The sequence below is a fragment of the Parvibaculum lavamentivorans DS-1 genome (assembly GCF_000017565.1).
In the GTDB taxonomy this organism is placed as follows: Bacteria; Pseudomonadota; Alphaproteobacteria; order Parvibaculales; family Parvibaculaceae; genus Parvibaculum; species Parvibaculum lavamentivorans.
This window is the reverse complement of sequence record NC_009719.1, coordinates 1,201,604-1,216,142: the sequence shown is the minus strand read 5'-3', so window position 1 is coordinate 1,216,142 and position 14,539 is coordinate 1,201,604. Positions and strand designations below refer to the sequence as shown.

At 64.6% G+C, this 14,539-nt stretch carries 10 protein-coding genes; 6 read left to right on the top strand and 4 right to left on the bottom strand.

The annotated features are described in order from the left end of the window. Positions 1–70: 70 nt before the first annotated feature. The 3 genes from cimA to PLAV_RS05615 form a co-directional block, all read right to left on the bottom strand. On the bottom strand, positions 71–1,729 hold the full coding sequence (gene cimA / locus PLAV_RS05625) for a citramalate synthase (RefSeq protein WP_049767722.1): 1,659 nt from the start codon (positions 1,727–1,729) through the stop codon (positions 71–73). A 208-nt stretch (positions 1,730–1,937) separates the two neighbouring features. Beyond that, positions 1,938–3,287, bottom strand: coding sequence for a glutamate--tRNA ligase (gene gltX / locus PLAV_RS05620; RefSeq protein ID WP_012109981.1), 1,350 nt, complete (start codon positions 3,285–3,287; stop codon positions 1,938–1,940). Further along, on the bottom strand, positions 3,284–4,948 hold the full coding sequence (locus PLAV_RS05615; protein WP_012109980.1) for an NAD+ synthase: 1,665 nt from the start codon (positions 4,946–4,948) through the stop codon (positions 3,284–3,286). Before PLAV_RS05615 ends, gltX begins: the two co-directional genes overlap by 4 nt. A gap of 188 nt (positions 4,949–5,136) precedes the next feature. On the opposite strand from PLAV_RS05615, the gene PLAV_RS05610 reads away from it, so the two are divergent. From PLAV_RS05610 to PLAV_RS05585, 6 genes are all read left to right on the top strand, one after another. Continuing rightward, a complete protein-coding gene (locus tag PLAV_RS05610; RefSeq protein WP_012109979.1) occupies positions 5,137–6,135 on the top strand; it encodes an NADP-dependent oxidoreductase in 999 nt (332 codons plus the stop codon). Positions 6,136–6,201: 66 nt separating this feature from the next. Next, on the top strand, positions 6,202–7,446 hold the full coding sequence (locus PLAV_RS05605; protein WP_012109978.1) for an efflux RND transporter periplasmic adaptor subunit: 1,245 nt from the start codon (positions 6,202–6,204) through the stop codon (positions 7,444–7,446). A gap of 10 nt (positions 7,447–7,456) precedes the next feature. After that, complete coding sequence (locus tag PLAV_RS05600) at positions 7,457–9,418, top strand: MacB family efflux pump subunit (protein WP_012109977.1); 1,962 nt, start codon at positions 7,457–7,459, stop codon at positions 9,416–9,418. Between the two features lie 56 nt (positions 9,419–9,474). After that, a complete protein-coding gene (locus PLAV_RS05595; protein WP_049767721.1) occupies positions 9,475–10,809 on the top strand; it encodes an efflux transporter outer membrane subunit in 1,335 nt (444 codons plus the stop codon). A 117-nt stretch (positions 10,810–10,926) separates the two neighbouring features. Next, on the top strand, positions 10,927–11,952 hold the full coding sequence (locus PLAV_RS05590) for an NADP-dependent oxidoreductase (protein ID WP_012109975.1): 1,026 nt from the start codon (positions 10,927–10,929) through the stop codon (positions 11,950–11,952). A 75-nt stretch (positions 11,953–12,027) separates the two neighbouring features. Further along, entirely contained in the window at positions 12,028–13,041 is a 1,014-nt protein-coding gene (locus PLAV_RS05585; protein ID WP_012109974.1) for an NADP-dependent oxidoreductase, read from the top strand. A gap of 53 nt (positions 13,042–13,094) precedes the next feature. Here the strand turns inward: PLAV_RS05585 and PLAV_RS05580 are convergent, their stop codons facing one another. Continuing rightward, on the bottom strand, positions 13,095–14,489 hold the full coding sequence (locus PLAV_RS05580) for a class II 3-deoxy-7-phosphoheptulonate synthase (RefSeq protein WP_012109973.1): 1,395 nt from the start codon (positions 14,487–14,489) through the stop codon (positions 13,095–13,097). Between the last annotated feature and the right edge of the window lie 50 nt (positions 14,490–14,539).

The following is a 14,539-nucleotide window of genomic DNA, read 5'->3' as shown; positions in this document are numbered from 1 at the left end:
GCTTTCGCCGGGGTGACACTTCTATTTTGGGCTCGCGCATGTCTTTCGTTTTGCGCTCACACATCCTGGGTCAGGCGCCCGCCTTTTCCTTGCGGGTATGCGTGGCGGGGACGGGGGCGTTGTCGCGGAGGAGTTTGTAGGTGATCGAATCCGTGAGCGCCTGGAAGGAGGCGTCGACGATGTTGGGCGAGACGCCGACCGTGAACCAGCGTTCTCCCGCGCGGTCCATGCTTTCGATCATGACGCGGGTGACGGCTTCGGTGCCGCTGGTGAGGATACGGACCTTGAAGTCGGCGAGGCTCAGATCCTCGATATAGGGCGAGTATTTGCCAAGGTCCTTTCTCAGCGCCTGGTCGAGCGCATTGACGGGGCCGTTACCCTCGCCCACCGAGATGAATTTCTCGCCATCGACCACGACTTTCACGGTTGCTTCCGAGACGGTGACGAGATCGCCTATCGCGTTGTAGCGGCGCTCGACGAGGACGCGGAAGGATTCGACGTCGAAGAATTCCGGCACGGTGCCGAGGATGCGGCGGGCGAGAAGCTCGAAGGAGGCTTCGGCGCCGTCATAGGAATAGCCAAGGAACTCGCGCTCCTTCACCTCGTCCAGCAGGCGGGAGATGCGGCGGTCCTGCGGGTCCACGGCGATGCCCGCTTCTTCGAGGCGGGCGAGGATGTTCGATTTTCCGGCCTGATCGGAGACGGCGATCCGGCGCTTGTTGCCGACGCTTTCGGGCGGCACATGCTCATAGGTCGTCGGGTCCTTCAGGATCGCGGAGACGTGGATGCCCGCTTTCGACGCGAAGGCGCTTTCGCCGACATAAGGGGCGTAGCGGTTCGGCGCGCGGTTCAGGATTTCGTCGAGCGTGCGCGAGACATGGACGAGGCTTTTCAGGCGCTCATGGGTGACGCCGATTTCGAAACGATCCGCATAGAGAGGTTTGAGCAGCAGCGTCGGGACGATCGAGACGATGTTGGCGTTGCCGCACCGCTCGCCCAGCCCGTTCAACGTGCCTTGCACCTGGCGGACGCCGGCGCGGATGGCGGCCAGCGAATTCGCGACGGCGTTTTCCGTGTCGTTGTGGGCATGGATGCCGAGTTTTTCGCCTGGGACGCCCGAGGCGATGACCTCGCCGACGATGCGCTCCACTTCATCCGGGAGCGTGCCACCATTGGTGTCGCAGAGGACCGCCCAGCGGGCGCCGTTATCGAGCGCGGCGTGGACGCAGGCGAGCGCGTAGTCCCGGTTGAGCTTGTAGCCGTCGAAGAAATGTTCGCAGTCGATCATCGGCTCGCGGCCGCGGGCGGCGACGGCCTTCACGCTTTCGGCGATGCCTTCGAGGTTTTCCTCTTCCGAGATGCCGAGCGCGACGGCGACCTGGAAGGAGGAGCTTTTGGCGACGAGGCAGACGGCATCCGTGTCGGCGTCGAGCGTGGCGGCGAGGCCGGGATCGTTGGAGGCGCTGCGGCCGGCGCGCTTGGTCATGCCGAAGGCGGTGAATTTCGCGTGGGCGAGTTTCGGCCGGTCGCCGAAGAAGGCGGTGTCGGTCGGGTTCGCGCCCGGATAGCCGCCCTCGATGTAGTCGATGCCGAGCTCGTCCAGCAGGGTGGCGATGAGGCGCTTGTCCTCGACGCTGAAATCGACACCGGTCGTCTGCGCGCCGTCGCGCAGCGTGGTGTCGAAGAGGTAGAGGCGTTCTTTATTCTGGGCTTTTATGGACTTGCTCATGGTTCCGTTCCGCATCGAGGGACGCATATACGCCCGCAAAAGGTGACTTCCGCCACCGGCCGGTCCGTTCTTCCCACAATGATTTGCAAGCGTGCTTGTACGGCGGCGGCGGAGCTGTGTCAGCCGCTAATAATGAGACCCGTGATGATCGAGAGAGCCTGGCTCATGCCGGGTTTCCCTTGTCTCGCCGTTAAAACACCCAACCCGATCAACGGGTTAGCCCGCCAAGCCGGGCAGAGGCCCGCTCGCGTCCGATGAGAGGTAGCAGGTTTTTCAGCTCCGGTCCATGCGTGAGACCTGTGAGGGCGAGGCGGAGGGGCATGAAGAGGGCCTTGCCCTTGGCGCCTGTCGCCTGTTTCACGGCATCGGTCCAGAGGGCCCAGGTGCTCTCATCCCAGGGCTCGGGCGGGAGAGCGGCGGCGGCGGCGGCGGCGAAGTCCGGGTTTTCGATGACGGGTTCGACCGGGCCCTCGACCACGCGGGCCCAATCGGCGGCATCGGAGAAGAGGATGAGGTTCGGCTTTATCGCCTCCCAGAAGGCCTCGCCGAGATCGCAGCCCAGCGCCGCGAGGCGGGGCTTCGCCTCTTCATAGGACATGAGGTGGAGGCAGGCGGTGTTGACCTTGGCGAGGTCCGCCGGATCGAAGCGGATGTCGGCGCGGCCGAGGCGCGAAATGTCGAAGCGGGCGGCAAGCTCGTCGAGCGAGAGGCAGGGCTCGACCGCATCCGGCGTGCCGAGGCGGGCGAGGAGAGAGTTCAGCGCCATCGGCTCGAAGCCGGCGTCGCGGAGCGCCCGGAGAGAGAAGCGGGCGGCATCGTCGCGCTTGGAGAGCGGTTTCCCCTCCGGGCCATTCAGCAGCGAGTAATGCGCATAGACCGGCGGCTCGGCGCCGAGGGCGCGGATGATCTGGATCTGCACGCCGGTGTTGGTGATGTGGTCGGAGCCACGGATGACATGGGTGACGGCGAAGTCGATGTCGTCGACGACGCTGGGCAGGGTGTAGAGGAAGCGGCCATCCTCGCGGATGAGCACGGGATCGGACAGCGAGGCGCCGTCGACCTCGACGGCGCCTTGCACGAGATCGTCGAAAGCGGTGTGGACGCGGTCGAGCCGGAAGCGCCAATGGGGCTTGCGGCCTTCGGCTTCGAGCTTCGCGCGGTCTTCATCGGTGAGGGCGAGGGCGGCGCGGTCATAGACCGGCGGCAGGCCGCGCGCCATCTGGCGCTTGCGCTTGCGGTCGAGCTCAGCGGCGGTTTCGTAGGCGGGGTAGAGGCGGCCATCGGCTTTCAGCTTTGCGGCGGCGGCTTCGTAAGCGGCGAGGCGGTCCGACTGGCGGGCGAAGAGGTCGTGGCGCAAGCCAAGCCAGGTGAGATCTTCCTCGATGCCCGCGGCGAATTCCACTGTCGAGCGTTCGTCGTCGGTGTCGTCCATGCGGAGCATGAACTTGCCCGAATTCTTCCGTGCAAAGAGGAAGTTGAACAGCGCGGCACGGGCATTGCCGACATGGAGGCTGCCGGTGGGCGACGGCGCGAAGCGGACGACCGGGGCGCCGCTCACAGGTCCTGGTCCCGGAAGCCGTTGACGATGGGGTAGCGGCGGTCGCGGCCGAAATTTCGCTTCGTTACCTTGACGCCGGGGGCGGCCTGGCGGCGTTTGTATTCGGAGATGTAGAGGAGGTGTTCGATGCGCTTCACGAGGTCGCGATCATGGCCGCGCGCGACGATGTCGGTGACGCTCATTTCCTCCTCGATGAGGCAATGGAGGATATCGTCCATGACTTCGTAGGGGGGCAATGAATCCTCGTCCTTCTGGTCGGGGCGCAATTCGGCGGATGGAGGACGCGTGATGATGCGTTCGGGGATCACCCTGCCCTCCGGGCCGAGGCAGCCCTTGGGCATATGGGTGTTGCGCCAGTTGGACAATTTGAAGACGCGGGACTTGTAGAGATCCTTGATCGGATTGAAGCCGCCATTCATGTCGCCATAGATGGTGGCATAGCCGGCGGAGACTTCGGACTTGTTGCCGGTGGTCAGCAGCATGGAGCCGAACTTGTTCGATATTGCCATGAGGACGACGCCGCGCGTGCGCGACTGGAGGTTTTCCTCGGTCACGCCGGACTGCGTGCCCTCGAACATTTTTTCGAGCGCGGAGGTGAAGCCGGCGACGGGCTCCTCTATCGGCACGACATCGTAGCGGACGCCGAGGAGCTTCGCGCAGGCTTCGGCATCGGTGAGGCTTTCGGACGAGGTGTAGCGATAGGGCAGCATGACGCAGTGGACCTTGTCCGCGCCGAGCGCATCGACCGCTATGGCGGCGACGAGCGCCGAGTCGATGCCGCCCGAGAGGCCGAGGACGACGCCGGGGAAGCGGTTTTTCTTCACATAGTCGCGCAGGCCCTGAACGACGGCGAGATAGAGCGATTCATCGCCCTCCTCCACCAGCGCCTTTTCGCCGGGCGCGCAGACCCAGCCCTTTTCACCGCGCGTCCAATCGGTGCAGGTGATTTTTTCTTCCCAGGCGGGCATCTGGAGCGCGAGGGAGAAATCCGCATTGAGCACGAAGGAGCCGCCGTCGAAGACGAGTTCGTCCTGGCCGCCGAGCTGGTTCACATAGGCGAGCGGCAGGCCGCTTTCGCGGATGCGCGAGAGAGCGAGCTGCAGGCGGGCATCGGGCTTGTTGAATTCGTAAGGCGAGCCGTTGGGGACGAGGAGGAGTTCGGCGCCGGATTCCTCCAGGCATTCGACGACATCCGGGTACCAAATGTCCTCGCAGATGGGCGCGCCGATGCGGACGCCGCGAATGCTGAAGGGGCCGGGCATCGGGCCGGAGGCGAAGACACGGGGCTCGTCGAAGACGGAATAATTCGGCAGGTGAACCTTGTAGCGGCGGCCCTTGATCTCGCCGCGATCCAGATGGAGGACGGCATTGTAGAGCTTGCCCTCCTCGGCCCAGGGTGCGCCGATCAGGACGGCGGGGCCGCCATCCGCCGTCTGGCGGGCGAGATCTTCCACGGCTGCCTTCGCGACGCGCTGGAAGGCGGGCTTCAAGACGAGGTCTTCCGGCGGGTAGCCGGTGAGGAAAAGCTCGGTAAAGACAATGAGCTCCGCGCCCGCGACGGAGGCGGCGCGGCGGGCCTCGACAGCCTTCTGAAGATTGCCCGCTATGTCACCGACGACGGGGTTCAACTGGGCAAGGGCGATGCGGAGCTTGTCTGTCATGGGGAACGCGGAGGCACCTTGGGCAAGGGAAAGAAGGGAGTCGTATATATAGAGCGCCAGTCTCGCGGTTTTAGCTGTTGAGGGCCGCAGTCACAATAGTTCAGGGATGAACCTCCATTGCGGGGTGCGCCGGGGCGCATGGGGAGCTAGGCTCCCCTTCAAATATCAATCCGGGAGGAGAAACCGCCATGACCGTCAACCGACAGATCCTGCTCACCGAGAACCCGAGCGGCAAACTGGCCGAGAGCCACTTCAAGCTTTCCGAGGGAACGGTGCCGACGCCGAAGGACGGCGAATTGCTGGTCAGGACCCGGCTCATCTCGCTCGACGCGGCGAACCGCGCCTGGATGCAGGGCGCGACCTACCGGGCGGCCGTGGACGCCGGCACGGTGATGGCGGGCGGCTCTGTCTCGGAAGTGATGGAAGCGAAGGCGCCGGGCTTTGCCAAGGGCGACCTCGTGTTCGCCGATACGGGCTGGCAGGACTATGCCGCCGTGCCGGCGAAGGGCGCGCAGAAGCTGCCGAAGATGGAGCCGCTATCGCATCTTCTCAGCGTCTATGGCATTGCCGGACTGACCGCCTATTTCGGGCTGCTGGAAGTGGGCAAGCCGAAGGCGGGGGACACGGTGGTCGTATCGGCGGCGGCGGGATCTGTCGGCACGATTGTCGGGCAGATCGCGAAGATCAAGGGATGCACCGTCATCGGCATCGCGGGCGGGGCCGCGAAGTGCAAGATGCTGACCGATGAACTCGGCTTCGATGCGGCCATCGACTACAAGGCGGAGCCTGTGGGCAAGGCGCTCCGCAAGGCGGCGCCGAAGGGCATCGACGTCTATTTCGACAATGTGGGCGGCGATATTCTGGAGGCGGTGCTGTTCGGCATGAACAATTTCGGCCGGATCGCCTGTTGCGGAGCGGTGTCGCAATATGACGGTGCAGCCCCCGCGCATGGTCCGCGCGGCATTCCCGGCCTCGTGGTGGTGAAGCGGCTCACCATGCAGGGTTTCATCGTGATGGACTATGCGGACCGGCATGACGCGGCGCTGAACGAGCTTCAGGGCTGGGTGAATTCGGGCAAGATCAAGGTCAAGGAAGACATCATGACCGGCCTCGAAAACACGCCGAAGGCGCTGGTCGGGCTTCTGGCCGGGGATAATGTCGGAAAACGGATGATAAAGGTCGATTAGGCCGGGTTCCCCGCGATATAGCGCGACGGAATGACGTCTGTTCTTCGTTATTAACCGCGAAGGCACATGAACAGGCGGAACCCGATGGGCTACGAGAACGAGACGATGACAGGCGGCACGGCGGGGGCAAAGCCCCTGCCCCGCCGCGCACTGGACAGCTGGCGCGGACTATCCGCCCCCTTGCGGTGGGGCAGCCTCGGCATTGCCGTCTTCATCATCGTGTGGTTCGGCTATGGGCTCCTTTTCGGCGGCGAGAACATCACCTATCGCACGCAGACGGTAACGCGGGGCGATATCGAACTGACGGTGACGGCGCTCGGCTCGTTGCAGCCGAAGGAATATGTCGATGTCGGCGCGCAGGTTTCCGGTCAGCTCGATATCGTGCATGTGGAAGTCGGCGACCAGGTGAAGAAGGGCGACCTGCTCGCCGAGATCGACGCGCGGGTCTATGCCGCTGAAGTGGCCGGTGCGCGGGCGCGGCTGAGCGACCTGCAATCGCAGCTTGCCGGCGCGGAAGCGGAACTCGTGCTGGCGCGGCGGCAGTTCGGACGCAACAGCGACCTTGCCAAGATCGACGCGGTGAGCCGCGACGACCTCGACACGAGCGAAACACTGGTGCAGACGATAGCGGCCAGGATCGGCTCGCTGAAGGCGCAGATCGAGCAGCAGAAATCGAGCGTGGACGCGGGCGAGACGAGCCTAGGCTATACGAAAATATTTGCACCCATCGACGGCACCGTGACCTCGCAGACGGCGCTGCAGGGCCAGACGCTGAATGCGAACCAGACGGCGCCCGTCGTCATGCAGATTGCCAATCTCGACACCATGACCGTGGAAGCGCAGGTGGCGGAGGCCGATGTCGGCAAGCTCAAGGCGGGGATGCCGGTTTATTTCACGACGCTTGGCACGCCGGACCGGCGCTGGGCATCGACCGTCCGCCAGATATTGCCGACGCCGGAGATCGTCAACGAGGTGGTGCTTTATACCGTGCTTGTCGACATAGAGAACGAGGGCGGCGTGTTGATGAAGGACATGACGGCGCAGGTTTTCTTCGTGCTCGACGAGGCGCGCGACGTGCTGACGGTGCCGGTGGCGGCGGTGACGGAAAGCCGGGGCGGGAAGAAGATCGTGACCGTGAAGACGGATAGTGGCCCGCGTCCGCGCGAAGTCGAGACGGGGCTCGCGAACCGGATCAACACCGAAATAAAGAGCGGCCTTGAAGAAGGCGACACCGTGGTGACGGGAACCGTGGCGGCGGGCGCGGCAGCGAGCGGCGGCAGCGGCGGCCGGCGCCGCGTCGGCTTCTTCTGAGGAGGCCGCCATGCACTCCCCCCATCAGGCAAGCGCGACGCCGCTGATCGAACTGCGGAACGTCACCAAGGTCTACCAGACCGGCGAGACGGAAGTGCGGGCGCTGGACGGCGTGTCGCTGACGCTCCGGCGTGGAGAGTTCGTGGCCATCATGGGGCAATCCGGCTCCGGCAAATCGACGCTGATGAATATTCTCGGCTGCCTCGACCGGCCGAGCGGCGGCAGCTACCGCGTGGCGGGAACGGATGTCGCCGGGCTGACGCCGGACGACCTTGCATCGCTTCGCCGCGACACATTCGGCTTCGTGTTCCAGCGCTACAACCTGCTCACCACGATGACGGCGGCGGAGAATGTCGAGCTGCCGGCGATCTATGCCGGGGCGACGCGGAGCGAACGCTTCGAGCGTGCCAAGGCGCTGCTGACAAGGCTCGGCATGGGCGACCGCGCGGCACACCGGCCTTCGGAACTTTCGGGCGGACAGCAGCAGCGCGTCTCCATTGCGCGGGCGCTGATGAACGGCGCCGACGTCATTCTCGCGGACGAGCCGACCGGCGCGCTCGACACGCAGAGCGGAGCCGATGTGCTGAGCGTGCTGAAAGAACTGAACGCGGAAGGAAGGACGATCATTCTCATCACGCATGACCCGGCGGTGGCCGAACATGCGGACCGCGTCATCCAGATCAGCGACGGGCACATTGTTTCCGATAGCGGGCCGAAGCCGCGGGCGGGCGCCAGCGCGAACGAAGACGCACCGCTCGGCAGCGGGGCGCAGGTGATACAGGCGGAAATCGCCGAGGCCGTGAAGATGGCGTTCCGCTCTCTGCGCGTGAACATCTTCCGCACGGCGCTGACGCTGCTTGGCGTCGTCATCGGCGTGGCGGCGGTCGTCGTCATGCTTGCCATCGGCGATGGCAGCAAGGCGAACATCATGAGCGCCATGCAGAGCATGGGCACCAACCTGCTGCTGGTGCGGCCGGGGGCACCGGGCATCCGCTCCAGCGGCGACATTGCCACGCTCATTCCGGCGGATGCGGAAGCGATTGCCGAGACGGTGCCGAACGTGACGGCGGCCATTCCCGAACGCAGCAGCTCGTCGACCGTGCGCTTCGGCAATATCGACTATCGCACCGAGATCAACGGCACCTGGCCGGAGATGACGGTGGTGCGCGATTGGGCGGTGGGCGAAGGCGGGTTTTTCAGCGAGACCGACCTCAACGGCTATGCGCCGGTGATCGTTCTCGGCGCGACCGTCGTCAACGCGCTCTTCCCGGATGGCGACAGCCCCATCGGCGAATATGTGCTGGTAGGCAACATTCCCTTCGAGGTTGTCGGCGTGATGGAGAGCAAGGGCGCGGCCTCGTTCGGGCGCGACCAGGACGATGTCGCCTTTGTGCCCATCACCACCGGTTTCATGCGGCTCTTCGGGCAGCAATATGCGAATTCGATTTCGGTGAAGGTTGCGGATGCGGCGCGCATCGACGAGACGGAAGAGGCGATCCGCACGCTGCTGCTGGCGCGGCACCGGACGGAAGACTTCCAGATCCGCAACACGGCGTCGATGCTGGAGACGATGGAGGACATGTCCAACACGATGACAATATTGCTCGGCTCGGTGGCGGCGATCTCGCTGCTTGTGGGCGGCATCGGCGTGATGAACATCATGCTTGTCAGCGTGACGGAGCGGACGCGGGAAATCGGCATAAGAATGGCGACGGGCGCGCGGATGAACAACATTCTCATTCAGTTCAATACGGAGGCGCTGGTCGTTTGCGGCGTCGGCGGGCTGATCGGCGTGTTGCTCGGCATCGGCACGGCGCTGATGCTGAGCGGAGCGGGCATGAACATCGCGATCAATGCGATGCCGTCGATACTGGCTTTCACCTGCGCATTTTTTACCGGCCTCGTGTTCGGCTATCTGCCGGCGCGGAAGGCGGCGAGGCTCGACCCTGTGGTCGCGCTGGCTTCGGAATGAGGTTCTTCATGCCAAATCAACTCAGCGCCCCCGCCCGGAAAAATTCAGGGAGAATAGTGCCTGTTGCGCTGGCGCTGATGCTGGGGGCTTGTTCGATGGTGCCGGATTATGCGCGGCCGGAGACGGGGACGCCGGATGCGTGGAGCGGACCGCGCGTGGCGGGAATGGATGTGGCCGCCGATACGCAATGGTGGAATTCGTTCGGCGACCCGGAGCTGACGCTGCTGATGCAGGTGGCGCTGGCGAACAATCTCGACATCGAACAGGCGCTGGCCCGCGTGGAGCAGGCGCGCGGCGCGGCACGCGCGGCGGGCTCTTCGCTGCTGCCGCAGGTTTCCGGCAGCGGCAGCGCCTCGTCGCGCTCCGTCGATGGCGGCTCGATGAGCGACAGTTCGCAGATCGGGCTTTCGGCGAGCTATGCGCTCGACATATGGGGCCGCTACAGGGCGCAGGCGCAGTCGGCGGATCTTTCGCTGGTGGCGAGCGAGTTCGACGGATATTCGGCGGCGCTGATCGTTCAAAGCCAGGTGGCGACGACCTATTTCACGATACTGGCGCTGAAGGACCGGATTGCGATTGCCGAGGAATCGCTGGCGGCGGCGCGGGATACGCTGCGGATCGTCGAGGCGCGCTACAATGCGGGTAGCATTTCGGGGCTCGACCTGGCGCAGCAACGGAACGCCGTGGCGACGATCGAGGCAAGCCTGCCCTCGCTTCGCGCGCAGGAAGCGGCCAACGAGAATGCGCTCGCAATCCTGCTTGCGCGCGTGCCCGGGCGCTTCGCGGTGGAGGGGGAGACGCTCGACAAGATCGCCCTGCCCGCCATTGCCGCGGGCCAGCCATCGGAACTTCTGGAGCGGCGGCCGGACATTCGCAGCGCGGAGGCGAGGCTGCTGGCGGCGAATGCGAATATCGGCGCGGCACGGGCGGCCTTCTTTCCAAGCCTCGATCTTTCGGCATCCGTGACGCGGAGCTTTGCCGGCGGCGTGGCTGAAACGGCGAGCGCACTCGGCGCATCGCTTCTGGCGCCGATCTTTTCCGGCGGATCGCTGGAGGGCAACCTGCAATCGGCCGAAGGGCGGCAGGTGGAACTGGCGGCAAACTACAAGCAGACCGTTCTCACCTCCTTTGCGGAAGTGGAGAATGCACTGGTCAATGCCGATGCCAATGCGCTGCGGGAAGCCTCTCTTGCCGTGGCGGCCGACGAGGCGCGCCGGGCCTATGATCTGGCGCAGGCGCGCTATCGCTCCGGCGCGAGCGACCTGCTCTCCGTGCTCGATGCGCAGCGAAGCTGGCTATCGGCGCGGGACAGCGCGGCGCAAGCGCGGCTCAACCGCTACAGCTCGGCGGTGGACCTTTTCGTGGCGCTGGGCGGCGGCTGGCGGAGCTGACGGTTCACATCCTCACAACCTGTTGTTCAAAGCCGGGCGCGGTCGCGCTTTCGCCGCTGGGCAAAGGCCGCTAGGCTCCCCTCCACGAGAAATTCATTCAGAAACGTGGAGGAAGCGATGTCGAACCTGAGTTCGAAGGAAATCCGGCTGAAGGCGCGGCCCGTGGGCATGCCCAAAGACAGCGATTTCGAAGTGGCGAGCGCCGATGTGTTGCAGCCCGGCGACGGCGAAGTGCTGGTGCGCAACATATGGATGTCGGTGGACCCCTATATGCGCGGGCGCATGATGGACCGCGAAAGCTATGTGCCGCCGTTCCAGATCGGCAAGCCGCTTGAGGGCGGCGCCATCGGCCAGGTCGTCGAGTCGAAGAGCGACAAGCTGAAGGTGGGCACCTATGTGAACCACATGTGGGGCTGGCGCGAATATGCGACGGGCCCGGCGGCGGGCTTTACGCCGGTCGACCCATCGCTCGGACCCATCGAGGCGTTTCTCGGCACGCTCGGCATGCCGGGCATGACGGCATGGGCGGGGCTCTTCAAGGTGGCGAATTTGAAGGATGGCGAGACGGTGTTCGTTTCGGCGGCATCGGGCGCCGTGGGCTCCGTTGTCTGCCAGCTTGCCAAGGCGCATGGCTGCTATGTGGTCGGCTCGGCGGGATCGGACGAGAAGTGCAAGTGGCTCGAAGAGGTCGCGGGCATCGACAAGGCGATCAACTACAAGACCTGCGGCGACCTGACAAAGGCGGTGGCGGATGCATTCCCGAAAGGCATCGACGTCTATTTCGAGAATGTGGGCGGCAAGCACCTCGAAGCCGCGATCAACGCGATGCGGCCCAACGGACGGGCGGCGCTGTGCGGCATGATCGAGCAGTATAACGACACCGAGCCGCGGCCCGGCCCGACGAACCTCATCCAGATCGTCGGCAAGAGCCTGCGCCTGCAGGGCTTCATCGTTTCCAACTATTTCCAGCACATGGGCGAGTTCTTCGCCGAGATGGGCCCGCTGATCCAGAGCGGCAAGATGAAATGGGAAGAGACTGTGGAAGAAGGCATCGAGAATGCGCCGAAGGCTTTTCTCAATCTCTTCAAGGGCGCGAATTTCGGCAAGATGCTGGTGAAGATCGGGCCGGACAAGGCGGTCTGAGCGTTCTTTTCAGCGACGGCATGGTGGCCCGGGTTCACAGCCCGGGCCATAATGATTCAAACGGGAGGAAGAATCATGCCGACAAAAGCGAAACGCTGGGTGCTGGCTTCGCGGCCGGAGGGGAAACCGACGGCGGAGAATTTCCGGCTGGACGATATGACGCTGCCGGATATCGGCGAGCATGAAATTCTCATCCGCACGGAGTTCCATTCGGTCGATCCCGGCATGCGCGGGCGGCTTTCGGGCGACAGCTACACGGCGGCGCTGCCGGTGGGCGAGACCATCGACAGCGCGATGGTGGGCGTGGTCGAGGCGTCGAACAATGAGAAGTTCAAGGTGGGCGACCGGGTGACGGGCGGTTTCGGCTGGGTGACGCATGCGGTGTCGAACGGGCGCGGCGTGCAGGTGCTGGCGCCGGAGATGTTCCACGGGGCGTTGCGGCCGACGGCGGCAATCGGCGTGCTCGGCATTCCGGGGCTGACCTCCTATTTCGGGTTGCTGGAACTCGGGCAGCCGAAGGAAGGCGACACGGTGCTGATTTCATCGGCTGCCGGGCCCGTGGGCGCGACGGCCGGGCAGATCGCGAAGATGAAGGGCTGCAGGGTCGTCGGCATCGCGGGCTCGAAGGAGAAATGCGACTATGTGAAGGGGCTCGGCTTCGACGCCTGCTTCTCCTATCGCGGGGCGGATTTGCGCGCGGCGATCAAGGAACACTGCCCGGACGGCGTCGACATCTATTTCGACAATGTCGGCGCGGAGATGCTGGATGCCGCGATTCTCAACATGAAGGAGCATGGGCGCATCGTCGTTTCGGGCCAGGTGAGCGAATATAACCGGGCGGAGGACGAACTCGTCGGCATTCGCAATGTGACGCGCTTCATCACGCACCGGCTGCGGATGGAGGGGCTGGTGGTGTTCGACTATTTCAAGCGGTTCCGCGAGGCACAAGCCGAGATGGCCGGATGGATCCACGAGGGGAAGCTTCAGTATACGGAAGACGTTTCCGAAGGGATCGAAGGGTCGGCGGCGGCGTTTATCGGGCTGTTCGAGGGGGAGAATCTCGGACGAAGGCTGATCGAGGTAAGCTAAGAAAAAGGCCCGGTATCTCCACCGGGCCTTTTCATTTGGTCCGTGTGCGCTTCTTACCAGGCGCCGAGGGCGGCGACGGGTTCGGCGCGCAGGGCTTCCAGGCGCTCCTTCTTCAGGCCTTCCGCGATGAGGAAGGCGAGTTCCAGCGACTGGCTGGCGTTGAGGCGCGGGTCGCAATGCGTGTGGTAGCGGTCGCCGAGTTGCGTTTCCGAAATCGCCTGCGCGCCGCCGATGCATTCGGTGACGTTCTGGCCGGTCATTTCGAAATGGACGCCGCCGGCATGGGTGCCTTCGGCGCGGTGCACGGCCATGAAGGCCTGTACTTCGGCGAGGATGCGGTCCACGGGCCGCGTCTTGTAGCCGGACGACGCCTTGATGGTGTTGCCGTGCATCGGGTCGCAGGACCAGACCACCTTCTTGCCCTCGCGCTCGATGGCGCGGATGAGCTGCGGCAGGTGCTTCTCGACATTCTCGGCGCCGAAGCGGCAGATGAGCGTCAAGCGGCCCGGCTCGTTCTTCGGATTGAGAATGTCGGTGAGACGCACAAGCTCCTCGGGATCGAGGGAGGGGCCGCATTTCATGCCGATCGGGTTCTTGATGCCACGCATGTATTCGACATGGCCGTGATCGGGCTGGCGCGTGCGGTCGCCGATCCAGAGCATGTGGGCGGAGGTGTCGTACCAATCGCCCGTCGTGCTGTCGATGCGCGTCATCGCCTGTTCGTAGCCGAGCAGCAGGGCCTCGTGGCTGGTGTAGAAATCCGTCGTGTGAAGCTGGGGCTGCGTGGCGCTGTCGATGCCACAGGCGCGCATGAAATCGAGCGCTTCCGTGATGCGGTTCGCCAGTTCCTCGTAGCGCGCACCTTCGGCGCTGTCGGAGACGAAGCCCAGATTCCAGCGATGCACGAAATCGAGATCGGCATAGCCGCCATTCGCGAAGGCGCGAATGAGATTCAGCGTCGAGGCCGATTGCGAATAGGCGCGGAGCAGCCTTTCGGGATCGGGCACGCGCGATTTCTCGTCGAACTCGATACCGTTGATGTTGTCGCCGAGATAGGACGGCAGCGTCACGTCGCCGATGGTTTCGGTGGCGGACGAACGCGGCTTCGCGAACTGGCCGGCGATGCGGCCGACCTTCACGACCGGCGAGGCGGCGGCGAAGGTGAGCACAACCGCCATCTGCAGCAGCACGCGGAAGGTGTCGCGGATATTGTCGGCGGAGAATTCGGCGAAGCTTTCGGCGCAATCACCGCCCTGGAGGAGGAATGCACGGCCCTCGCAGACCTCGGCGAGGTCGGCCTTCAGCTTGCGGGCCTCACCTGCAAAAACGAGCGGCGGATAGGAGCGCAGGCGCGCTTCCACGGCGGCCAGAGCCGCTTCATCCGGGTAGCTCGGGAGATGCTTCGCGGGTTTGGCGCGCCAGCTCTCCGGTTTCCAGGTATCAGCCATCGTCTTCTCTCCGAAACGCAAGAAAGCGCGCGGGCTTCGGGGCTGATGCC